This window comes from Enterococcus sp. HMSC061C05 (assembly GCF_001814765.1).
Taxonomy (GTDB): Bacteria; Bacillota; Bacilli; order Lactobacillales; family Enterococcaceae; genus Enterococcus_B; species Enterococcus_B lactis.
Window position 1 is genome coordinate 106,704 of the sequence record NZ_KV817736.1, and the last position, 21,283, is coordinate 127,986.

25 protein-coding genes and 1 other RNA gene are annotated in these 21,283 nt (G+C 38.9%); 7 read left to right on the top strand and 19 right to left on the bottom strand.

The features are described from left to right. Positions 1 to 11: 11 nt before the first annotated feature. The 6 genes from dtd to HMPREF2988_RS05620 all read right to left on the bottom strand — a co-directional run bounded on the left by dtd (position 12) and on the right by HMPREF2988_RS05620 (position 5,765). On the bottom strand, positions 12 to 458 hold the full coding sequence (gene dtd / locus HMPREF2988_RS05595; protein ID WP_002291377.1) for a D-aminoacyl-tRNA deacylase: 447 nt from the start codon (positions 456 to 458) through the stop codon (positions 12 to 14). A gap of 11 nt (positions 459 to 469) precedes the next feature. After that, positions 470 to 2,683, bottom strand: a complete 2,214-nt coding sequence (locus HMPREF2988_RS05600; protein WP_002315645.1) for a RelA/SpoT family protein — start codon at positions 2,681 to 2,683, stop codon at positions 470 to 472. A gap of 231 nt (positions 2,684 to 2,914) precedes the next feature. Next, positions 2,915 to 3,679 carry a 16S rRNA (uracil(1498)-N(3))-methyltransferase gene (locus HMPREF2988_RS05605; RefSeq protein WP_070770149.1) on the bottom strand — a complete coding sequence of 255 codons (765 nt, stop codon included), beginning with the start codon at positions 3,677 to 3,679 and terminating at the stop codon, positions 2,915 to 2,917. Next, a complete protein-coding gene (gene prmA / locus HMPREF2988_RS05610; protein WP_070770150.1) occupies positions 3,680 to 4,627 on the bottom strand; it encodes a 50S ribosomal protein L11 methyltransferase in 948 nt (315 codons plus the stop codon). 12 nt (positions 4,628 to 4,639) lie between these two features. Beyond that, positions 4,640 to 5,128 (bottom strand): DUF3013 family protein, encoded by a 489-nt coding sequence (locus HMPREF2988_RS05615; protein WP_002291366.1) that lies wholly within the window; start codon positions 5,126 to 5,128, stop codon positions 4,640 to 4,642. Beyond that, complete coding sequence (locus tag HMPREF2988_RS05620) at positions 5,094 to 5,765, bottom strand: DNA-3-methyladenine glycosylase (protein WP_024634688.1); 672 nt, start codon at positions 5,763 to 5,765, stop codon at positions 5,094 to 5,096. The genes HMPREF2988_RS05615 and HMPREF2988_RS05620 overlap by 35 nt, the downstream gene beginning before the upstream one ends. A 137-nt stretch (positions 5,766 to 5,902) precedes the next feature. On the opposite strand from HMPREF2988_RS05620, the gene HMPREF2988_RS05625 reads away from it, so the two are divergent. The 4 genes from HMPREF2988_RS05625 (at position 5,903) to HMPREF2988_RS05640 (ending at position 8,360) form a co-directional block, all read left to right on the top strand. Beyond that, positions 5,903 to 7,189, top strand: a complete 1,287-nt coding sequence (locus HMPREF2988_RS05625; RefSeq protein WP_002315640.1) for a replication-associated recombination protein A — start codon at positions 5,903 to 5,905, stop codon at positions 7,187 to 7,189. Positions 7,190 to 7,260: 71 nt separating this feature from the next. Continuing rightward, a non-coding RNA gene (gene ssrS / locus HMPREF2988_RS05630) (6S RNA) lies at positions 7,261 to 7,455 on the top strand. A 77-nt stretch (positions 7,456 to 7,532) separates the two neighbouring features. Beyond that, complete coding sequence (locus HMPREF2988_RS05635) at positions 7,533 to 7,817, top strand: hypothetical protein (protein WP_002291361.1); 285 nt, start codon at positions 7,533 to 7,535, stop codon at positions 7,815 to 7,817. A gap of 72 nt (positions 7,818 to 7,889) precedes the next feature. Beyond that, positions 7,890 to 8,360 carry a universal stress protein gene (locus HMPREF2988_RS05640; protein ID WP_002291356.1) on the top strand — a complete coding sequence of 157 codons (471 nt, stop codon included), beginning with the start codon at positions 7,890 to 7,892 and terminating at the stop codon, positions 8,358 to 8,360. A 253-nt stretch (positions 8,361 to 8,613) separates the two neighbouring features. On the opposite strand, the gene HMPREF2988_RS05645 is transcribed toward HMPREF2988_RS05640, so the two are convergent. The 9 genes from HMPREF2988_RS05645 to comGA form a co-directional block, all read right to left on the bottom strand. After that, a complete protein-coding gene (locus HMPREF2988_RS05645; protein ID WP_002291355.1) occupies positions 8,614 to 9,798 on the bottom strand; it encodes an acetate/propionate family kinase in 1,185 nt (394 codons plus the stop codon). A gap of 24 nt (positions 9,799 to 9,822) precedes the next feature. Beyond that, the gene (locus tag HMPREF2988_RS05650) at positions 9,823 to 10,830 is read right to left on the bottom strand and encodes a class I SAM-dependent methyltransferase (RefSeq protein ID WP_002316844.1); all 1,008 of its coding nucleotides are present in this window, start codon (positions 10,828 to 10,830) and stop codon (positions 9,823 to 9,825) included. A 171-nt stretch (positions 10,831 to 11,001) separates the two neighbouring features. Continuing rightward, the gene (comGG, locus tag HMPREF2988_RS05655) at positions 11,002 to 11,361 is read right to left on the bottom strand and encodes a competence type IV pilus minor pilin ComGG (RefSeq protein WP_061086289.1); all 360 of its coding nucleotides are present in this window, start codon (positions 11,359 to 11,361) and stop codon (positions 11,002 to 11,004) included. Beyond that, positions 11,333 to 11,758: a competence type IV pilus minor pilin ComGF gene (comGF, locus tag HMPREF2988_RS05660; protein ID WP_002328904.1), complete on the bottom strand. Its 426-nt coding sequence runs from the start codon at positions 11,756 to 11,758 to the stop codon at positions 11,333 to 11,335. Before comGF ends, comGG begins: the two co-directional genes overlap by 29 nt. After that, the gene (locus tag HMPREF2988_RS05665) at positions 11,721 to 12,068 is read right to left on the bottom strand and encodes a hypothetical protein (protein ID WP_257243304.1); all 348 of its coding nucleotides are present in this window, start codon (positions 12,066 to 12,068) and stop codon (positions 11,721 to 11,723) included. The genes comGF and HMPREF2988_RS05665 overlap by 38 nt, the downstream gene beginning before the upstream one ends. After that, positions 12,040 to 12,510, bottom strand: a complete 471-nt coding sequence (gene comGD, locus HMPREF2988_RS05670) for a competence type IV pilus minor pilin ComGD (RefSeq protein WP_024634691.1) — start codon at positions 12,508 to 12,510, stop codon at positions 12,040 to 12,042. Before comGD ends, HMPREF2988_RS05665 begins: the two co-directional genes overlap by 29 nt. Then, positions 12,485 to 12,763 carry a competence type IV pilus major pilin ComGC gene (gene comGC, locus HMPREF2988_RS05675; RefSeq protein WP_002309938.1) on the bottom strand — a complete coding sequence of 93 codons (279 nt, stop codon included), beginning with the start codon at positions 12,761 to 12,763 and terminating at the stop codon, positions 12,485 to 12,487. Before comGC ends, comGD begins: the two co-directional genes overlap by 26 nt. Then, positions 12,760 to 13,809, bottom strand: a complete 1,050-nt coding sequence (gene comGB, locus HMPREF2988_RS05680; RefSeq protein WP_070770151.1) for a competence type IV pilus assembly protein ComGB — start codon at positions 13,807 to 13,809, stop codon at positions 12,760 to 12,762. Before comGB ends, comGC begins: the two co-directional genes overlap by 4 nt. After that, positions 13,766 to 14,695, bottom strand: coding sequence for a competence type IV pilus ATPase ComGA (comGA, locus tag HMPREF2988_RS05685; protein WP_070770152.1), 930 nt, complete (start codon positions 14,693 to 14,695; stop codon positions 13,766 to 13,768). The genes comGB and comGA overlap by 44 nt, the downstream gene beginning before the upstream one ends. 131 nt (positions 14,696 to 14,826) lie before the next feature. On the opposite strand from comGA, the gene ade reads away from it, so the two are divergent. Beyond that, positions 14,827 to 16,554 carry an adenine deaminase gene (gene ade, locus HMPREF2988_RS05690; protein WP_070770153.1) on the top strand — a complete coding sequence of 576 codons (1,728 nt, stop codon included), beginning with the start codon at positions 14,827 to 14,829 and terminating at the stop codon, positions 16,552 to 16,554. 113 nt (positions 16,555 to 16,667) lie between these two features. On the opposite strand, the gene trmB is transcribed toward ade, so the two are convergent. The 4 genes from trmB to HMPREF2988_RS05710 all read right to left on the bottom strand — a co-directional run bounded on the left by trmB (position 16,668) and on the right by HMPREF2988_RS05710 (position 20,325). Next, complete coding sequence (gene trmB / locus HMPREF2988_RS05695; protein ID WP_002291343.1) at positions 16,668 to 17,330, bottom strand: tRNA (guanosine(46)-N7)-methyltransferase TrmB; 663 nt, start codon at positions 17,328 to 17,330, stop codon at positions 16,668 to 16,670. 68 nt (positions 17,331 to 17,398) lie between these two features. Next, on the bottom strand, positions 17,399 to 18,181 hold the full coding sequence (locus HMPREF2988_RS05700; protein ID WP_002291341.1) for a phosphotransferase family protein: 783 nt from the start codon (positions 18,179 to 18,181) through the stop codon (positions 17,399 to 17,401). 202 nt (positions 18,182 to 18,383) lie between these two features. Further along, the gene (locus HMPREF2988_RS05705) at positions 18,384 to 19,595 is read right to left on the bottom strand and encodes an ABC transporter permease (protein ID WP_002341133.1); all 1,212 of its coding nucleotides are present in this window, start codon (positions 19,593 to 19,595) and stop codon (positions 18,384 to 18,386) included. Continuing rightward, entirely contained in the window at positions 19,588 to 20,325 is a 738-nt protein-coding gene (locus HMPREF2988_RS05710) for an ABC transporter ATP-binding protein (protein ID WP_002291338.1), read from the bottom strand. Before HMPREF2988_RS05710 ends, HMPREF2988_RS05705 begins: the two co-directional genes overlap by 8 nt. 137 nt (positions 20,326 to 20,462) lie before the next feature. On the opposite strand from HMPREF2988_RS05710, the gene HMPREF2988_RS05715 reads away from it, so the two are divergent. Continuing rightward, entirely contained in the window at positions 20,463 to 20,897 is a 435-nt protein-coding gene (locus tag HMPREF2988_RS05715; RefSeq protein ID WP_002291337.1) for an HIT family protein, read from the top strand. Continuing rightward, positions 20,890 to 21,237: a YtxH domain-containing protein gene (locus tag HMPREF2988_RS05720; RefSeq protein WP_002373026.1), complete on the top strand. Its 348-nt coding sequence runs from the start codon at positions 20,890 to 20,892 to the stop codon at positions 21,235 to 21,237. Before HMPREF2988_RS05715 ends, HMPREF2988_RS05720 begins: the two co-directional genes overlap by 8 nt. Positions 21,238 to 21,283: the final 46 nt, after the last annotated feature.

Genomic DNA, 21,283 nt, shown 5'->3' on the forward strand with positions numbered 1-21,283 from the left:
ACCCACTGACTTTATTTGTTTTTAGAATCAATAATAATCGTTACAGGTCCATCATTGACGAGAGAAATCGACATATCTGCTCCGAATTGTCCGGTAGCGACTGTGATGCCGCGACTTCTGATTCCTTCATTGAACGATTCGTATAAAGGAATAGCTATTTCTGGTCGTGCGGCTTCCACAAAACTTGGTCGATTTCCTTTTTTCGTATCCGCAAATAGTGTGAATTGAGAGACACTTAAAATTTGTCCTCCTACGTCTTCTACACTAATATTCATTTTTCCTTGATCATCTTCAAAAATACGCATTTGTGCGATTTTTTTTACTAGATATTCCACATCTTTTGGCGTATCTGTTTCATGGATACCTAATAAAACGAGTAGGCCACAGCCAATTTTTCCAATCTCTTGCTGATCAACTGACACTGCCGCTTGACTCACCCGTTGAATGACTGCTCTCATATCTGGCCCTCCTATCCATTCGTCCGGCGTACACTGTAGACATCAGGTACTGCTTTGATTTTATCCACGATACTTTTTAGGTGGGACAAATTCTGGATACCAACCGTCAAATGGATTGTCGCCATTTTATCTTTATTCGTCCGAGCTTCGACGCTGTTGAGATTTTTCGTCAGCGCATTGACTGTTTGAAGTACATCATTCAATAAGCCTGAACGGTTATAGCCGTAGATTTCCAAGTCTGCATCATACTCTTTTCGTGTATTCGATGTATCTTCCCATTCGACTTCAATCAAACGTTCTGCTACATTTGGTTTATCAGGCTGAACATTCGGACAATCTCGACGATGGATGGATATCCCTCTGCCTTTAGTGATGTAGCCAACGATATCATCACCAGGAATCGGATTACAGCATCGGCTGATACGAATCAGTAAGTTTTCTACCCCTTGAATGACAACGCCACCTTCATGACGTACTTTCATTTTCTCAGGTTCTTTTTTCGGCTGATTCATGATTTCTTCTGCTTCTTGCTTTTGCTGCTCGATTTTTTGTTCTTTCCGTTCTTTTTCTGTCAGACGATTGGCCATCGTCAAAGGACTGACTTCCCCGTATCCTACAGCTGCATATAAATCATCTTCTGATTGATAGTTAAAACGATCAAGTGCTTCTTGAAGTTTATTTTTTGTCAAAATATCTTTAGGTGTAAACCCTAAATCTGTAATACACTTGACCACAGACTCGTGACCTTTGATCACATTTTCTTCCCGATCTTGTGCTTTGAAGAAACGCTTGATCTTATTTCTTGCTTTGCTAGTTGCCACCAATTTCAACCAGTCACGACTTGGACCAAATGAATTTGGAGAAGTCATGATTTCTATGATATCCCCGTTTTTTAATTTGTAATCAAGTTGCACCATTTTGCCATTTACTTTTGCACCAGTGGTTTTATTACCGATATCTGTATGGATACTGTATGCAAAGTCCAGTGGTCCAGATCCTTTTGGCAGCTCAGTAACGTCTCCTTTGGGCGTGAAGACATAGACTTTATCACTAAAGATATCTCCTTTTACACCTTCCATAAATTCAGAGGCATCATAGCTTTCATCTTGGAGTTCAAGTATCTCATGGAACCAGCTTAATTGTTTCGTCATACCATCTGGTTCTACTTTTTCATTTTTTCCTTCTTTATACGCCCAGTGCGCAGCCACCCCAAATTCAGCAATTTCATGCATTTCCTGTGTACGGATTTGGATTTCTACTGGATTTCCTGCTGGACCAATCACTGTAGTATGCAAAGATTGGTACATATTAGCTTTTGGCATGGCAATATAGTCCTTGAATCTGCCAGGCATTGGTTTCCATTTTGTGTGGATCGCACCTAATACAGCATAACAATCCTTGATTGAGTCTACGATTACTCGAATAGCTAGCAAGTCATAGATTTCGTTGAACTGCTTTTTCTGGTCTTTCATTTTACGATAGATCGAATAAATATGTTTTGGCCGTCCATAGATCTCTGCAAAAATCCCCAGCTCTTCTGTTGCTACTCGAATATCCTCAACAGTACCATTCACGTATTTTTCACGTTCTTCTCGCTTCGTCTGCATCAAATGAACGATACGGTAATACTGTTTTGGATTAAGATAACGAAGTGCTGTATCTTCTAATTCCCATTTGATTCGGCTGATACCTAAACGATGTGCAAGAGGTGCATAGATTTCTAAAGTTTCTTGAGCAATCCTTCTTTGCTTATCTTCTCGCAGATGTTTCAACGTACGCATGTTATGTAGTCTATCAGCTAACTTGACCATGATAACGCGTAAATCTTGAGCCATTGCCAGCAGCATCTTTCGATGGTTTTCTGCTAGCTGCTCTTCGTGGGATTTGTATTTTATTTTCCCTAATTTGGTTACTCCGTCTACTAACATAGCGACATCATCGCCAAATTCTTCTCTCAGATCTTCTAAGGTGACTTCTGTATCTTCAACAACATCATGCAAGAAGCCAGTAGCCACTGTATGGGGGTCCATTTTTAAATCTGCTAATATACCTGCGACTTGGATAGGATGGATAATGTAGGGTTCTCCTGATTTTCTAAACTGTCCGTCATGTGCAGCAGTCGCATATTCGCATGCTTTCTCAACAAATGCTACATGTTCGGGCCCCATATATTGACTAACGAGCTTTATGACACCGGGACCCGTTAAAATTTCTTCTTTTGGCACAGGAATCGATCCCCCTTTCTTTTTCGGTAAAACAGGAATCGGGACAAATATCTGTTTGATAGTTGCCCCAAAATCCGTGAAGTTATACATTTTTTTACGGAAATGTTCGCTTTTAAAAAGCTTTTTCAAACAATTTTTCGTATTCATTGTACAAATAATTGTTTCTATTATACAAATTGTTCCCTATTTTTTCAATTCTTTCCGTCGATACTCTTTTATTGTTGAAAAACGTTAGCTATGAGAGGGATCCATTAACTCCCATTGATAGCTAGCAGCACTTAATAAATAAAGAGGCGCTGTTTCTGTACGAAGGATTCTTGGTCCTAATCCACATAGTATCCCTTTGTGTTCTACGAAATAATCGATTTCATCGTGGGATAAGCCGCCTTCTGGTCCAAAGACAGCTAAGATTCGACTGCCCGGTTTTGTTTCACTAAGAATTTTGGCTACATTTGATTTTTCGCCTTGCTTTGCTGATTCCTCATAAGCAACCAAGACCACGTCATAATCATCTAGCCGTTCAAATAAGTCACGTTTCGTTTCCAGTAACTCTACTGAGGGCACGATTTGCCGATGGGATTGTTCCGCTGCCTCTTGAGCAATCTTTTCAAGCCTTTGTTGTCGCTTCATGCGTTTCTTTGCATCCCATTTAACCACAGAGGCTGATGCCGGAAACCCAAGAAAAGCTTGTGCGCCTAATTCAGTGGATTTCTGAATGATCCAATCCAACTTTTCTCCTTTAGGATAGCCGCTCGCTATGGTTATCGAACTTGGCAATTCCTTTTGGTTTTCTTCTTTTTTAATTTCTTTCAGATAAACAGCATCTTCGGTGATTTTTGTGATTTCTGCAACAACGGCTATCTGATCATTGAATGCCAAAAAAACTTCATCTTTCGGTTCCATTCTCATAACCCGTACAATGTGATGATAGGTTTCCCCTTTTAAAATAAAATGGTCTTTTGGTTCATACGATTCTTTCAAAAAATATCGCTGCATCTATTCCACCTCTGGTTTTTTCAAAATAATTGCATACCAGTCTTTTTGTTGGAAAATTTGATCCACGATGAATCCTTGTTCTATCATAGCATCTAGAACCATTTGCTTCTTCTCTTCAATGATTCCTGAAACGATCAATGTCCCTGTTTGTTTTAGTAAACGCCAAGCATCCGGGATCATCAATAAGATGATATCTGCTAAAATGTTCGCAACGATTACATCACTTTCAATCTCGATTCCTTTCAAAAGATCATTAGCTGATACGTGGACATCTTTGGCTACTCCATTCATATCCATATTTTCTTTCGCTGAACGAACGGCTACTTCGTCTAAATCAAAGGCATAGACATCTTTCGCACCAAGATATTTTGCTGCAATACTTAGTACACCCGAACCAGTTCCAACATCTAGCAATGTTTCGCCACCACGCAATACTGTTTCTAGTGCTGTCAATGTCAAAGAAGTCGTCGGATGGGTGCCTGTTCCAAACGCCATACCTGGATCTAATGTGATGATTTTTTCTAGAGGATCTTCTGTCTGATAGTTTTCCCAGCTTGGCGCAACCGTCAGCATTCGCGTAATACGCACCGGATGATAATATTTCTTCCATGCTGTTGCCCAATTGCTTTCCTCTACTTCGCTAACAGTTACTTTGTTTTTTCCAATCGCTAGACCAAACTCAGGCAATTGCGTGATACGATCTTTGATAAAAGGCAAGATTTCCGGTAAAAAAGTCGTTTCTGGAAAATAAGCCATGACTAGCGCGCCTTCTTTCAACGATGTAAAATCATTTTTATCTAAAATTTCACCATATTGATCCGATTGAAAATGTTCAACATCTAAAGAGTCTTCAATCGCAACACCACTCGCTCCTGCCTCCATCAAAATATTAGCGACCGCTTCGACTGCTTCACTTTCGGTTTCTACTTTTACTTCATTCCATTTCATGTCTGTCACTCCTTAATAACTTGGGTACGGTAAATAAGTCTCTGTTTCATTTTGCTGTTTTGCTTCTACTAACTCTGCTAGTTTCTGATTATCCCAATGGAGTTCGAATACAGCTTCGTCATCATCTTCATCTAAAAAATCAAGCAAATCACTTTGCCCTTGTGCTAATACTTCATTCAAATATTCCACTAAAGAATCAGCTACTGATTTTGCCAACCCTTTTTTTCCTTCATAGGGGATTGCTGCTAGATAATTTTGTTCATCAAAAACAGATTTCTGAGGATTAAAAAGGAGTACGCCATCTTCAAATTCGATAATTGGTTCTTGCGAAACAATCCCTTCTGCATCATCAATCTCAAATTGTGCTTTATTTTCCGCAAACAAACGAACAACGATTTCGATCGTATGATTTTTTGTATCCCAATCTAAAGCCACATCATAGTCCGTCACTTGTTTTTCGATTATTTCATCTAAGTATGTTAATAGATCCTTCTTTTTCATTTTCTTTCCTCCAACCCCAATCTTCCTCGATTTGGTTTTTTCTTTGTAAAGAGATATATGGATTGCCAGACACAACAAAACGCAACGGCTTTTCTGTCCATTCCCCTTTGTTCGGGATACCGATCCTAGGCAAAGCATCGATTTTTTTTGGTATCTTCTTTTTCTCAAAAACTAAACGTAATGAACTATCTGCTATAGACTGACCGTAGAGTTCTTGAGGAATTGCTAATGCTTCCACTAATTTTCCAGGACCGTTGCTGATATCTGGACCAGTTTTTCCACCACGATTTTTACTCATTTGTTCAATCATTGCAGCTGGTTCGATTGCACGTATCATTACTCCTTGAGGAATCCCTTCTGGCTGAGTGATGATGTTCAAAATCCGATGAGTATGCATCGTGTAAAGGTAGATCGTACCTGGTTTTTCATACATTGCCCGCACACGTGGTGTTCTTCTTAAACCATAGCTATGGGCGGCCTCGTCTTCTGGACCTAGGTATGCTTCCGCGTCTACAATATATCCAGCTAATCTTCCTTCTGGTGTGTCATGCTCCAAATACATCCCCAATAAATCCCGCGCTACTTCCGGCGTCGTTTTATTCCAAAAAAATTCATCTATCTTTTGTTTATCCGTCATTTTTCTCACCTACTTTATCATACACAATATTAGTTGGATAAGCTATGAAAACAAAACAACAGAAGGCTGTTCTTTCTAGCTATATTACTAAATATGTTATAATTAAGGAACGTAAAAACAAGAAGGAGGAAAATCCTATGCAACAGCCATTGGCTTATCGCATGCGACCTCGAACGATCGATGAAGTCGTTGGTCAGCAGCATCTAGTCGGTGAAGGAAAAATCATACGCCGCATGGTCGATGCTCGCATGCTCTCTTCCATGATTTTATATGGGCCTCCTGGTACTGGAAAAACGAGTATCGCAAGTGCGATTGCCGGTTCTACTAATTATGCATTTCGCATGCTGAACGCTGCTACAGATTCAAAAAAAGATCTGCAGGTTGTAGCGGAAGAAGCTAAAATGAGTGGTACTGTGATCCTCTTATTGGATGAAGTACACCGATTAGATAAAACAAAACAGGATTTTCTGCTTCCTCATTTAGAAAGTGGCCGAATCATCTTGATCGGAGCGACTACTGAAAATCCTTATATTACTATCAATCCAGCGATCCGCAGCCGCACACAGATTTTTGAAGTCAAGCCATTAACAGAGCAAGACATCCAGTTGGCAGTGGAACATGCCTTAAAGGATAAGGAACGCGGTCTTGGTCAACAAGCAATTCAGTTAGATGAAGAGGCTCTTCTTCACCTTTCGCGTGCAACGAATGGCGATTTGCGTAGTGCATTGAATGGATTGGAACTGGCTGCACGATCGACTCCTCCAGATAAAGAAGGAAAGATTCATCTTACTCTGTCGATTATCGAAGAATGTGTCCAAAGAAAAGCTCTTACCCATGACAAAAATGGAGATGCTCATTATGACGTTATTTCAGCGTTTCAAAAATCGATTCGCGGAAGTGATGTGGATGCTGCCCTTCATTATCTCGCCCGTCTAGTTGAAGCAGGTGATCTGGCAAGTATTTGTCGTCGCCTGATGGTTATCGGTTATGAAGATATAGGTTTAGGCAATCCTGCTGCTGCTGCGCGTACAGTAAACGCTGTATTAGCTGCTGAACGATTAGGGTTACCTGAGGCACGTATCCCGCTAGCAGATGTCGTCGTTGATCTTTGCTTGTCGCCCAAATCCAATTCTGCCTATATGGCATTAGATGCAGCACTTGCTGATATTCGAGAGGGTAAAGCTGGAGATGTTCCCGACCACTTGAGAGATAGCCATTACAAAGGTGCGAAATCCCTCAATCGCGGTGTGGGTTATCAGTATCCTCATCATTTCGATCATGCTTGGGTCGATCAGCAATATTTACCAGATAGGCTAAAAAATGCTCAATATTACCAGCCAAAGGATACAGGAAAATATGAACAGGCGCTAGGTCAACAGTATTACCGCATAAAAGAGTGGAAAAAACATCCCCCAAAAAATTAAACAAGAAAACGGTTCTATTTCTGCGAGCTCTCTCATTGCTCTTTTTAAATTCATATGCTACTATAGAGATGGGAAATCTGTGATGTTCGAATTGTCCTCTTTGTGTGTTGACCGAACATTTTTATTGATATCTTGGGACCCGTCTTGTGTCACTGCTGGTAACATGCCTTATCATTTGGTAGTTCGAAGCTACGACCATGGGACCCACCTGCTTGAATTCGCGGGATCAATACTACAGGACAAATAACGGCATTAACGGAGATTACCATCTTTTAAAGAATAAAGCAATTTGCTCTTGGCAAATTGCTTTTTCTATTTGTTGCTTATTTTGGAGGATTTGTTCATGATTAGGATTTTGATGATTATCGCCACTTTACTATTATTATTCGTTAGCTATTATTTATTTAATAAACAGGATATCTTTTTTGTATTGATCAAGAAAAATGACAAAAATCAAGGATTCCTACAATTTTATGGAGCTGCGTATGCTGTTTTAGGCGTTATGGGTATTTTAGCCGCTTTTTTCAATCAACGCTTCATCGCTTTGATCTTTTTATTGATCGTGATTCTCGTTTCTGCCACCTTCAGTATCCGCTTTGCAAAAAAAATTGCTGAACCAAAGCAGTAAATAATTCTCTTTTTCCACAAAGTGTTCTACAATAAAAGAGTACAACACGATTGACTTGAGGAGTGAATGCTTATGTTACAACAATACAAAAAAATCATGGTTGCCGTGGATGGTTCTGATGAAGCTGAATTAGCTTTTAAAAAGGCGGTCAATGTAGCTATCCGAAATAACGGAGAACTTCTATTAGCACATGTCATTGACACACGTTCTTTCCAAACCGTTTCATCATTTGATGGAATGTTGGCAGAACAAGCTACTGAAATGGCAAAGCAAACATTGGCAGATTATGAAAGCAATGCGAAAAAAGCTGGCTTGAATAATGTAACCTCTGTCGTAGAATATGGCTCACCAAAACAACTGATTGCGAAAGAAATCCCAGAAGATAATCAAGTAGACTTGATTATGTTAGGAGCTACAGGATTGAATGCTGTAGAACGTTTATTTATTGGTTCTGTTTCTGAATATGTTATTAGAAACGCGGCTTGCGATGTGCTTGTTGTTCGAACTGATTTAGAAAACCAATTGCCTCCTAAAAAAGACTAATTGATGAAAAGCTGTGTTTCAGAGGGGATCTCAAAAGTAAAACTTTTGAAGATCACTTGTCTGGACACAGCTTTTTTTGTTCTTCAAAAAATAAATTCGCTTATTGAGCGTCTTTCCTCTCACGATTCAAAGAATACTTAGATTCACTCACTTCTTTATATTCAGATCCTTCTGTGTAAAAAATAAAAAAGCATGTCCTCTTAGAAAACGGATATAAAATTATCCATTTTCTAAAGAGAACACGCGTGTATTTTTAGCCGCGCAAACGCTCCACGTCACGGGCAATCATTAGTTCTTCATCTGTTGGAATCACTAATACTCTTACTTTTGATTCTTTTGTAGAGATATCTACTTCTTCACCATGCAATTCATTCAACGCTGGATCGATTTCACAGCCAAACCAAGACATACCTTTAATGATTTCATTGCGTACATGTCCGTCATTTTCGCCGATACCAGCAGTAAAGACGATTGCATCGACACCATTCATCGTTGTCACGTATCCGCCGATATATTTTCGGATGCGATCCACGAAGATATCATAAGCTAAACGAATGTGTTCTTTTTCATAGTTTTTTTCAAGATCACGCATATCGCTAGACAATCCTGTTAGGCCTAGCAAACCAGATTTTTTATTCAAAACATTGATCATTTCATCAATATCAATCTCTAATTTTTCCATTAAGTATGGAAGAACAGCTGGATCGATATCGCCTGAACGCGTACCCATTGTCACACCAGCTAATGGCGTGAATCCCATAGAAGTATCCATGGATTTACCACCATTTACAGCTGTGATTGATACTCCGTTTCCTAAGTGGCAAGTAATGATTTTTAGCTCTTCAATCGGTTTGTTCAATAATTTTGCTGCACGTTCCGATACATAACGATGGCTTGTGCCATGGAAGCCATATTTTCTTACTTTGAAATCTTCGTAATAAGACACTGGCAAGCTGTATAAATAATTTTGCTTTGGCATTGTTGAGTGAAAAGATGTATCGAATACAGCTACGCTCAAAATGTCAGGTAAAATCTTTTTAAAGGCTTTGATTCCCATCAGGTTAGCAGGGTTATGCAAAGGAGCAAATTCTGCTAATTCAGCAATGCGGTCCATTACTCCCTCATCGATCACTACTGAATCCCCATAAGTTTCTCCTCCGTGAACAACACGGTGCCCTACACCGGTGATTTCATCATAAGAACTTAAAATTTGCAGTTCAATCAACTGATCTAACAGCATTTTTACTGCTACTTCGTGGTTTTCGATATCCATGATTTGTTCGAATTTTTGACTATCGCCGTACTTGATCGTAAAAATAGAATCTTGTAAACCGATACGTTCGACGATCCCTTTCGCAACTACGGTTTCTTCTGGCATTTGATATAATTGCCACTTCAAACTTGAACTCCCAGCATTGATTGCAATTGTTTTAGACATATGACTCTCCTTCTCGTTGAATGATTACAGAGCAGATGATTTCCAGTTTTTAAACTCGTTGAAAAATTCCGTCACCTTCTCTGGTTCTTTTAGTGAAGCAAGTTTCACAAGCAGTACTTCTTTTACTTGTTTTGCTTGTGGTCCTTTTTTCTGTAAGATCAAAATACTTTTTTGTGATTGTTTGTTGCGGAACAACTCATCTGGCAATTGAATCATTCCTTGAAGATAGCCTTCTTCTTTAAACCATTTTTTGATTTCTTCGCTTTGATCCGTTTCTAAAAAACCGCTTGGCATCAAAAACAAACCAAAACCATCCGGCTTCACGTATTTCATTGATTGCTCCAGCAATAAATGATGTGCATAACTGTGGCCTTCTTCGGTACTTGTTAAAAATTCTTTTGCTTTTTCGTCATTCGGATAATAACCGATCGGCAAATCGCTGATTGCAAAATCGACAGGATCGATTAATAAATCCTGCAACCCGTCTTGATGGAAGTATTGAACATTTGCTTGTGTCAAATCACTTGTAGAAGCTGCCACAGCCAACAATGTATCATCAATATCCACACCAAATCCTTCTGTTTGATACCCCGCATTCGATAGGTTTAAAAGAACTGTTAATAACAAGTTGCCCATTCCTGCCGCAATATCCAGAATCTTAACTGGTTCTTTTTTATTTGTGTATAGTTGTTCAATAAGAAAAACAAATAAAAAACCGATACTATCAGGAGTGAGTTGATGGTTCGCCTGCAGATGTTCTGTCTGGTTGCCCTTCAATAAAAGCAATTGAGACAATCTGCGCCATTCTTCTGGCTCGAAAGAAAGTTTTTTCAACTCTTCATAAAGAGCTGTGATCCGTTGGGTTGTCTCTTTTGTCGGCACTCCATCCACCACACGTACTTGATAATCATCTATTAGATTTTCTGCATTTTCGACATAGGCTTCTAAAAAGGAAGTTCCCAATGCATTCTGTAAAAGCTGAATAGCTTCCAGGTTCTGATTGAACCCTTGTTCCATTTTTTCTGGTAACATGGTGCACCTCATTTCTAGATATATTATAACAATTTTTTCACCTGTTTAATTCTATCGAACAATTGACAAAATTTCAATCGTTTTCACTGTTTTTTATTTGTGAAACGGCAAACATTTTTTTATTAAAAACAGTGTTATAACAGAAAAGAGGGCGTTTTCACGAACAATTCCTCATTCTGTACCAGTATCTGTATCATTTTTTACTTCTTCTATGAATCGAAAGATAAACGGCGAGACTTCTACCTCCAAGAATAGAGACTGTTGTACCCATTGATATGTTACAGATCCAGTTGTGTAGTAAAAAATCCCTTCCGACTTCTCAGCAAGTATAGACTGTTCCGATAGAGCCATCTGTTTCATTATTTTTGCTATATAATAATTTTTTATTCGTATATTCAGATCTATTGACAAACGATAGCTTTCTAATGCTGCCGTTAATAAAAACGTACATAAAAGAAATAAAAGCAACACAGAAAATAAAATAGAGCCCTTACAACATTTTCTATTGATCGTTTTTTGTCCATATGGCATATCCATCTTCTCCATTTTCAAAGTGTACATAAAAAGAAATTGTGTGTTCTTTTTCCAATAATTGAAGCTCAGTGATGCTTGTTAACATAGGTTGATGCCCGCCGGAAGTTCTTCTTTTACGTATCATCGTCTGATATCTTTCGATGATGTACTGTTTATCCTCTACAGTGTAATGCAATTGCTGATTTTTCACGGAAACATTGTGACTGCTGTTAAGTTCCTCTTCTAATTGTGCTAAAAATATCAGCCACTCTTTTTGATCTTTACGCTGCAGAAAGTCACTTACTTGGATGGTTTGCTGGATCAAAAGATTGAATGACAGCAATATACTGCTTACTATCATTAGTCCGATTAGACATTCAATCAGCGTAAATGCCGGGATTTCTTGTTTTTTCAATATTGATCGCTTCTTTCTCCATATTGACAAGCACTTTTTCGATTATTCCATTATTTTCGATAATTTGGATATCGTACATAATCATTTCTTCACTTCGCTCTGGTCTTTTGTGATATATCCGCTGTGTCTTGGTATCTTCGTAAACCATTCGAATAAGTAGCATTTCCTCCCCGCTGTTCTTTTCTGCCTGAAGTAAAAAAAGCTGACCAAAACTCACTAAGTACACACAGACGGAAGCAATCATCAGCGCTGTAAGGGACTCTAATAAAATAAACCCTTTTCTATTCAATTCTTTTTGTATAGCGTCCACTCCCCATCTGGAATTGATACGTAATCGTTTGCCCTTTTTCTTCCCAATAAAATTGATACGCTTTTAGTGAACTTTCATTTCCAGTTCCAGCCGCAAAAGTGATGGAAGCATGGCGTTTCAAGGTAATCTCATCAGGAATATCTAATACTTTCCAGCTCGCTTCATCGGGTTGCGACATACGAAAAATGATCTGATTTTCGTCATTGTTCCAATAAAAACCTGTTTGGATTTGGTTCACAATAGCGATTTTTTGAGTGGTATAGATTCGTTTTTCAAACTGGCTGAAAAATTGATAGACCGTCAATTCTTTCTTCCATGCAGAAAATGCGAGAACTGGGAAAGAAAGGATTGTGGTAAGCAATAAAATCAGTAAAAGTGACTCAAACAACGTATATCCTGATGCTAATGTTTTACCTTCAAGGTCGTTGGTAGATGTCTGCATGTTCTCGTTTGATATAGCCTTCATTCAATAATTCCTCCACAGTAGGGATTCTTCCATTATTTTGAAGCGCGTAGAGCTCTTTTTGTGTGTCTACCAACTGAATGATTGCTTCACGACTTTCTTGGTCTACATGATTCCTATAACGTGACAAATTAGGAACGAACAACAATACTAGTACACTGATGATCAGTAAAACGATCAGCATTTCGATTAATGTAAAACCGCTATAATAAGGTGTTCTTTTCTTTTTCATGGCAAGACCTCCTCGATACTTCCATAAACAGGTAATAAAACAGCAGCATAAACCAGTAAAATCAAAACCGCTACGCCCAAAAAAATAATTGGCTGAATAAAATGCAGCCAGTGCTGAAGTCGTTTGAAAAGCTGTTTTCTTGTCCATTCGCTGTAAAATATCAGCTCTTTCCCTAAATTTCCTTTTGCCTCTCCCTGCAAAATAATCTTGCTGAATTCTTCAGATAGAAAATGGTAATTCTGGAACTGATCAGCTAATGGTATACCTGCCTCCAATCCTTGTATCATCTTGGAAGCAAGGTGTTGAATCAGACTTTCTTGTTTCGTCTCCTTCAAGTAAACGATGATTTGCCTTAATTCGAAGCCTTCATGAAAAAGTTTGCCGATCTCTAGCGACAAATAAGCAGATTGATACAAGGAATATATCGGCCCAATCACTAATTGTCTGCTTATCCATTCACTCCGATCAATAGGAGACAATTTCATCAGCCGATACCTTACTAGAAAAGTCAATAAAGCAACCACGAGGATAAATAGTAGAACATACCAGTGAAAGACTTGTATCAGCTGAATCCCCCAATGCTCTTCCATGACCATCCCTGAACCAATAAGCTGAGGTAAAACGAGCAAACGCATACTAAATAAGATACCTAGCAAAAAGGTGAGCAATAACATCGGATAAGCAAGCAGCTTTTTCAAATCATTGCGAAATCCTTCGACCAGACGAAGCTGCTTGGCAATTTCCAACAAAGTTGCCGGCAGATTCCCGTGAAGTTCAGCTAATTCGATCTGTACCAGTTGTTCTGCTCCATACCCTGTTTGCGAAAGTACTTCACTAAACGGTTGTCCTTCCTTTAGCTGATGTTGGATATTTGTCAAAATAGCAGGCTGGAACGAACGGATCGTGAGTAATAAATAAAGGGATTCTTGCAAACTAAAACCAGTTAAAAGCAGCTCTCCCATGGTTTGTGCAAACTGGTTTTGCTGGCTTCTTGTCAATCCTTTAGAATAGTTCTGACTGCCAAGTTTTTTTCTGAGCTTCTTCATAGCTTTCCTCCCATGATTTTTTTACTGGTTCTTCCTCCATAAATTGATAACTCCACAAGACAGAAGGATGGTGATCGGCATCTTCCAAAAGTTCTTGATAAATGACTCCAGCTAAGCATTCAGATAGCTCTTCTTTTTTCTTTGTTAGTTCATGGATTCTGATCAATGTACCTTCAAGATTGCGTGCATGTACGGTTGCGAATACCCGATGTCCCGTTAGTGCAGCTCTTACCGCAGCATGTGCAGTTGATTCATCTCTTATCTCGCCAATGATCAACAAATCAGGGCGATGCCGTAATGCGAGCTTCAAAAGTGTGTCATAAGTCTGTGCTATTTTGGGATTGATCTGCAATTGCAGAAAGAATGGTTCTTCGATCTCTACAGGATCTTCGATCGTGATTACTTGCCGTTTTTCTTTCAAAGCCAACCGATACATCAATGACGTCTTGCCTGACCCGACTGGTCCGCTGAATAGATATAATCCACGTCTAGCGGTTTTCTGCAAAATAGTTGCAAAATCTCGAGAACTAAAGCAACGATGAGGTGTTTCAGAAATACCGTATAATAGCCGAATCACTAAGCTTTCTCGTTGAAGGTAATCTCCTACAGAAGACAGTCGTAACCGAACCTTCTGTTTTTCTAAAGAATAGGTCAATGCACCTAATTGAGCTTTTCTTTTTTCTCCGATATCCATTTGTCCCAAATACTTAAATCTTGAAATCAATTGCTGGCCATCTGCCGAAGATACTTCCTTCCAGAATGTTCGTTTTTTTCCATAGCGAAAATAGATGTAAAATACTTCTGAAGCTGGCAAGACATATACGTCTTGGGCATGTTTGGCGAAACTTTCACTTATCATTTGATCGGATAATCGTTTTATTTCCATTATTCTCCCCTCCACAAAAAACATACGTCTTTTTGAACTTTTTGTTTCAAATAAAATGAATTTATTAAAAAACATTGGCAAAAAACGAATTTATGTTATACTTATAAAAATTTATCTTGGGAGGCATTCCATTGGAATCAACATTAAAGAAATACATCGAAGTAGCAAGTAAAAAAAAGCCCGCTGATCTAGTGATCAAACAGGCTAAGATCGTCAATGTCTTTACGAAAGAGATCATGGAAAAAGATGTAGCGATTTACGAAGGAATGATCGTAGGGATTGGTGAATACGAAGGAAAAAGCGTACATAATGCTGAGGGGCAATATCTAGTACCAGGATTCATTGATGGCCATGTGCATATTGAAAGTTCACTTTTATCACCAAGTGAATTTTCAAAAGTATCCTTGCTTCATGGAGTCACTACTGTAGTAACAGACCCCCACGAAATAGGAAACATCGCTGGGAGTACTGGTCTTCAATTTATGATAGAAGACGCAAGACAAACGCTTATGAATATTTTCTTTATGCTCCCTTCTTGTGTACCTGTCACCCCATTTGAGACAAATGGTGCAAATCTAAATGCCAAAAATCTGGCACCTTTTTTACAAAATCCCGAAGTTTTAGGTTTAGCTGAAGTCATGAACTATCAAGCAGTAGCAAATAATGAAGCAGATATCCTAGAAAAGATCCAGTTGATGCACCAGCATAAGAAAAAGATTGACGGACATGCAGCTGGTATCGGCATGGAAGAATTAAATGTTTATCCCGCAGCAGGTATTCGGACGGATCATGAAGCTACAACTGCAAAAGAGGCTAAAGAACGTTTGGATCTTGGTATGTATTTAATGGTTCGAGAAGGGACCGTTGCAAAAGATCTGGCCTCGCTACTACCGGCGATCACGCCTGATAATTCAAGAAGATGCTTCTTTGTCACCGATGATAAACTCATCAATGATTTAGTTAAAGAAGGATCAATTGACCATATCGTCCGTCAAGCTATTTCAATGGGAATTGATCCGTTACAGGCAATCCAGATGGCAACATTGAATGCAGCAGAATGTTTTGATTTGAAAACACTAGGTGCGATTGCTCCTGGGTATCAAGCTGATTTCTTCTTAACAGACGATCTTACCAAGCTGCCAATTCATGAAGTTTTCTATAAGGGAACATTGGTCGTCCAATCTGGTCAACTCGAAGACCATTTATTTGCTGATCATTCAAATCCATATACATGCTGTCTACCAAACCTAAATGCTCAACCATTGCATCCTCGTTCGTTAGAGCTGCTTCTCCCTTCTTCACAAGCCCATGTGATCGAAATTATCCCGAATAGTCTCGTCACGAACGATTTGGTAGAAAAAGTGGACCGACAAGGCGAACGATTCATTCCTTCAATCGAAAAAGACCAATTAAAGATTGCGGTGATCGAGCGTCACCATCAAACCGGAAATATTGGGTTAGGCATCGTAAAAGGATTTCAGCTGAAACAAGGGGCGATAGCGACAACGATTGCTCATGACTCTCATAATCTAGTTGTCGTGGGAACAAATGATGAGGATATGCTGTATGCTGCTAATCTTTTGATTCAAAAAGGTGGCGGGATGACTGTTGTCAACAAACAGAAGGAAATAGCTTGTCTTCCTCTACCGATAGGCGGCATCATGACACAGGAACCTTTTTTGGTCGTCAATGAACAGCTGAATGAATTAATAGCTGAAACACATCAACTAGGGGCAACTAAAACCTTTGATCCTTTTTTGACACTTTCTTTCTTAACCTTATCTGTCATACCCGAATTGAAGATCACCGACAAAGGATTATTTTCATTCTCTCGATTCCAATTGATTCCACCTTGTTGAAAACCGAGGAAATAGGTATATCTTAAATCAAAAAAGTCCCAGAAAATGCACATGACAGATGTAATGTGTTTTCTGGGATTTGATTTATATTTTTATGAAAGTAAAAAGTTCATTCACAGACTTTTCTTTTTGGCCTTATCTTGAAATCGAGCTTCTACTCGATAAATACGTTGACCTTTCGAAGAAAATTTTTCTTCATACTCCGTCATAATATTGCCTTCAAATTGACTTTGATGCAAATCCAACCATACCTGTTTGAGGATCATGCCATATTGAGAAAAACTTGCCAGCGAATACTCAAACAATCCTTGATTATCTGTTTTGAAATGGATTTCTCCATTTGGGCGAAGGATCTGTTCATCTACAGCAAGAAAAGTTTTGTATGTCAAGCGCCGTTTTTCATGTCGTTTTTTCGGCCATGGATCAGAAAAATTCAGATAGATCTGATCTACTTCGCTGTCAGCGAAATATTCTGTCAATGCTGATCCATCCACATGCAGAAGCTTCAGGTTAGGAAGCGGTTGTTCGATCAACTTGTCTAATGCTATAGAAACAACACTTACTTGCATTTCTACTCCAATATAATTGATTTCAGGATGGGCTTTTGCCATTCCAGTAATGAACTGGCCTTTCCCCATTCCAATCTCAATGTGGATTGGATGATCGTTTCCAAACAATTCATTCCATTTTCCCTTCCACAATGTTGGATCACTAATTACAAAATTCGGGTGAGCCGCTAGCATTTCCGCTGCTCCCGGACGATTTCGGACACGCATTATTTATCTCCATTCCTTTCTCTAATTAAAAAGGTCTGGCCAAATCTCCGCAGAGTTTGGGCCAAACCTCAGCCACTGAAAATTCGTTTTAATTGTAAAATTTCTTCGTTCATTCGTCGATGATCTTCACGTTTGCAGTATCTAGTGATTTCTTGGAGCAAATTCATGGCCGCATACCAGTGAAACTTTTCAAGCATTTCGTCAGTCGGACGTATGCCATAACTGATCAGCCATTGATTCCAACTGGATAGAGGCACATAATTTCCTAAAATCGTTGCAATATCTACCGCAGGGTCTGCAAACATGATTGAATCCCAATCCACAAGATATAAATAATTTTTACATACTAACCAGTTTCGATGATTTACATCTCCATGCACTACTGATAGATTTTCCTTATCTATCGGCGGGATCTGCTCACGAAGAAATCGATGGACGATTTGCAGAAATTGATTTTTCTGGAGTTCTTCTGGTAATTCTTTTTCATATTTTTGCAACATCTTCTCCGGCGTCATAACACGTCCGCCGATACGGGTCAGCATGGTTTTAAGAGAATTTGAATGATGTAAATGGTACAAAACATCAATTACGTCATTTCTTTGACCAATCTCATTAGGAGTTAGCAAGCGGCCTTCTAGCCATTCTTGTGCTGTCAAGGTATCGCCATTCCCCGTTCGTTTTGTCCAAACAAGTTTTGGTGTAATTCCTTCCCTTGAAAGAGCAGCCAACATCGGAGTCGTGTTTCGTTTAATAAAGACTTTGTCTTCATCACGCATGCCTATGTATGTTTTTCCTGTATCGCCTTTGATGGGACGTAACCGCCACTCTTGGTCTAACTGAAACTCCATCATGCATTCTCCCGTCCTCTTACTCTTTGTTTTGCAGTACTTATTATTCTAGTCGCCTGATCACTACACGTCAAGCACATATACGTTCTTTTTCATTTATTTGCCATTCAAAAAACCGACTTTTCTCAAAAAAAATAGAACGAACAGCATTCTTACTGTCAACGCTCTATTTTTCAGTTCATTTTTATCCTACACAGCTTTGTTTTCAGTCTGACATCTTCTTCAAACGAGTTGGTACATATAGTTTAACAAAGAGACCCGTAACAATCAAATAAGCCGCTAGCGGAACCCATCGCTGCTGACCATCCAATACGACTGCAGCAATCAACCCAAAGATAACCGATGCGATAACTAATACCCATGTGAGCAGATACTGGATCGCCTGCTTCTTCTGATTCTCATGGATCGGATAAAGCTGAACGAGCACCATATAGCGGAACTGGCTCGCTAAAGGCAACAATTGGAAACCGATCAAATATAAAAATAAAGAACCGATTATCAGACTAAAATAAAAGTCGATCACTCCGAAAATCAATAGCCCACCTATAATTACTAACCGGAAATAAAGACCACTAAAATCAGAACCTCTTGCCAATCTTCTTGCAAACAAGTAAAGATAAGTGTTTTTTGATTCTCTCTTAATATGAGTCAATAGAGGATCCAAGTAGCGTCTTCTTTTTACCTTTGCCGTAATTTCAGGAACATCGGTGAATAAATTAATAAATTGATAGATTTGATGCAACCTTTGTTCTTCTGCGTGCACCATTTTCTCCCAATCCAATCCTTTTTCCTGTTGCTTCCACAAAAACCAGTAATATAGACTTGCCTGTACCAATGCACCTGCTACCCCTGCCCAGACCAGCCAATAAAATGAAAGAAGCAAAATGAGCATAGAAGAAAGTAACCAACCTGTTTTCCAATAACGAATGACCTGTTGATCTAGCCGAAACAATTCTGCTCGCTTGATTTGCAGATGACTGAATTTCAAACTCCATAATATGATCAGATAGACGAAAAACATCGAAAAGACTTGCTGAGTACTAACCACCACTAATGGCATAGCAAATCCGCATGCCAATATCAAAAGGATCATCGGAAAAATGCAAGAATAGCGAAAAGCTCGTTCCAAATAGGTCTGCATTTCTTTTTCTTTCGGAAGTAAAAAAACAATATCTGCTGCCTCCGCAAAAGTAGCCATCTTGCCTACAAATAAACAGAGCATCCAAAATACAGAGATTATCATTCCCCCAAGTGCAAAAGGCGGATGCAAGGTTTTCAACCAGCTAGAATAGTACAATCCCACGCCACCAATTAAGAAAAGACAAACTAAAACAAAATGATCGTTCAACACATAGCGCATATATTTCATCATTTTCTTTTGATGCCTTGCTAAACGTTTTTGAAAAAAACTACTCATGTGCCTGCTCCTTTGTTAAAGCGATATAGATTTCGTCCAAAGAAGAATCCGGCAGATGAAATTCTTTTCTCAACATCTCAAGGGTCCCATCTGCTCGTATCTCTCCGTTATGTAAGACCACAAAACGGTCACAGTATTTTTCTGCAGTAGCTAAAATATGCGTAGACATCAAAATACCGGCTCCTTCTTTTTTCATCTCTACCATCAATTCAAGCAGCGCATTGATAGCTAGTGGGTCCAATCCTAAGAATGGTTCATCAATGATATATAAAGAAGGCTCGATCAAAAAGGCGCATAAGATCATCACTTTCTGCTTCATCCCTTTTGAAAAATTAGCCGGAAACCAGTCAAGGCGATTAGACAAACGGAAAGTCTCCAACAGCTTTTCAGCTCTTTTCATTGCTGTATCCATAGGTATATCATAGGCCATCGCAGTGACTTCGATATGTTCCCTCAAAGTCAATTCTTCATATAAAGAAGGCGTCTCTGGAATATACCCAATTTGTTTACGATATTCTTCTGTATTTTTCTTTAAAGATAGATGATTGATTTCTATCGTTCCCTTTGAAGGTTCCAACAGACCGATAATGTGCTTGATGGTTGTACTTTTCCCTGCTCCGTTCAGCCCGATCAATCCTACTATCTCTCCAGGCTGTACGTTGAAACTGATGTCTTTTAACACAGGGAGATGGCCATACCCTCCTGTGACATGATCGATAATTAAACTCATTCTTTTTCCTCCGCCATTTATTTTTATTTATTATACCACGAAGAAAATGACGGTATTTTGTTTTTTTCCTTACAATGGCTTTAACTTATGGTAAAGTTAAGCTGAAGTATTTATTCTTTATGGAAAGGATGTTTTTTATGGAAAACTGTATTTTTTGCAAAATCATCAATCAAGAAATCCCAAGCTATAAAATTTATGAAGACGACAAAGTCTATGCTTTTTTAGACATTTCTCAAGCAACGAAAGGACACACGTTAGTTGTCCCTAAACGTCATGTAGCAGATATTTTTGAATATGATCCTGAACTTGCAGGAGAAGTTTTTTCACGTGTGCCTAAGATTGCTCAAGCATTAGAAAAAGCTTTTCCAGAAATGAAAGGTCTTAATATCTTGAATAACAACCGTGAATTAGCTTATCAATCTGTTTTTCATTCACATATCCATTTAGTTCCTCGCTATAGCAAAGAGGACGATTTTTCTATCCACTTTGGCAACCATCAAGACAGTTATGGACCAGAAGAACTAAAAGCTATTCAAGAAACAATCGTAAAGCAGGTGCACAGCGATGATTAAAAACTTTTTCAAAGGACTGTTATTCGGAGCTGCTGCTGGAACTGTCGGAGGTCTGTTATTTGCACCTAGGAGTGGGAACGAAACAAGAAAAAAACTGATTGAAGAACTGGAAGAAGCAACCACTCTGACAAACGATTTAAATAACAGCTTGGATCATTTTAAAAGCGCATTGATCGAGACAAAAGAAACAGCTGAATCTGTGATTCCCGCTTTCCAAGAAGCCATCAACAAAGATATCGAAGATTTTAAATTCCAGGCCGAACCACGTATCGCCCAAATCAATGAACAAGTAGAAAAACTAACAGCTGATCTGCCTGAGTATCCTGATCAAATACAATAATGATCATTTTCTCAACAGATACGACTGTCTAATAGAGGAATAATTG

Bases quoted from the DNA above. Each gene is read 5' to 3' on its own strand.
- HMPREF2988_RS05625 (WP_002315640.1), top strand. From the start codon at position 5,903: ATGCAACAGCCATTGGCTTATCGCATGCGACCTCGAACGATCGATGAA.
- HMPREF2988_RS05605 (WP_070770149.1), bottom strand. From the start codon at position 3,679: ATGCAGCGATATTTTTTGAAAGAATCGTATGAACCAAAAGACCATTTT.
- HMPREF2988_RS05640 (WP_002291356.1), top strand. From the start codon at position 7,890: ATGTTACAACAATACAAAAAAATCATGGTTGCCGTGGATGGTTCTGAT.
- HMPREF2988_RS05635 (WP_002291361.1), top strand. From the start codon at position 7,533: ATGATTAGGATTTTGATGATTATCGCCACTTTACTATTATTATTCGTT.
- HMPREF2988_RS05620 (WP_024634688.1), bottom strand. From the start codon at position 5,765: ATGACGGATAAACAAAAGATAGATGAATTTTTTTGGAATAAAACGACG.
- comGD (WP_024634691.1), bottom strand. From the start codon at position 12,510: ATGCAGACATCTACCAACGACCTTGAAGGTAAAACATTAGCATCAGGA.
- prmA (WP_070770150.1), bottom strand. From the start codon at position 4,627: ATGAAATGGAATGAAGTAAAAGTAGAAACCGAAAGTGAAGCAGTCGAA.
- HMPREF2988_RS05645 (WP_002291355.1), bottom strand. From the start codon at position 9,798: ATGTCTAAAACAATTGCAATCAATGCTGGGAGTTCAAGTTTGAAGTGG.
- HMPREF2988_RS05700 (WP_002291341.1), bottom strand. From the start codon at position 18,181: ATGATGGAGTTTCAGTTAGACCAAGAGTGGCGGTTACGTCCCATCAAA.
- comGA (WP_070770152.1), bottom strand. From the start codon at position 14,695: ATGGAAATAAAACGATTATCCGATCAAATGATAAGTGAAAGTTTCGCC.
- HMPREF2988_RS05715 (WP_002291337.1), top strand. From the start codon at position 20,463: ATGGAAAACTGTATTTTTTGCAAAATCATCAATCAAGAAATCCCAAGC.
- HMPREF2988_RS05710 (WP_002291338.1), bottom strand. From the start codon at position 20,325: ATGAGTTTAATTATCGATCATGTCACAGGAGGGTATGGCCATCTCCCT.
- comGG (WP_061086289.1), bottom strand. From the start codon at position 11,361: ATGCCATATGGACAAAAAACGATCAATAGAAAATGTTGTAAGGGCTCT.
- dtd (WP_002291377.1), bottom strand. From the start codon at position 458: ATGAGAGCAGTCATTCAACGGGTGAGTCAAGCGGCAGTGTCAGTTGAT.
- trmB (WP_002291343.1), bottom strand. From the start codon at position 17,330: ATGCGTGTCCGAAATCGTCCGGGAGCAGCGGAAATGCTAGCGGCTCAC.
- HMPREF2988_RS05615 (WP_002291366.1), bottom strand. From the start codon at position 5,128: ATGAAAAAGAAGGATCTATTAACATACTTAGATGAAATAATCGAAAAA.
- comGB (WP_070770151.1), bottom strand. From the start codon at position 13,809: ATGAAGAAGCTCAGAAAAAAACTTGGCAGTCAGAACTATTCTAAAGGA.
- HMPREF2988_RS05720 (WP_002373026.1), top strand. From the start codon at position 20,890: ATGATTAAAAACTTTTTCAAAGGACTGTTATTCGGAGCTGCTGCTGGA.
- HMPREF2988_RS05650 (WP_002316844.1), bottom strand. From the start codon at position 10,830: ATGTTACCAGAAAAAATGGAACAAGGGTTCAATCAGAACCTGGAAGCT.
- HMPREF2988_RS05705 (WP_002341133.1), bottom strand. From the start codon at position 19,595: ATGAGTAGTTTTTTTCAAAAACGTTTAGCAAGGCATCAAAAGAAAATG.
- comGC (WP_002309938.1), bottom strand. From the start codon at position 12,763: ATGAAAAAGAAAAGAACACCTTATTATAGCGGTTTTACATTAATCGAA.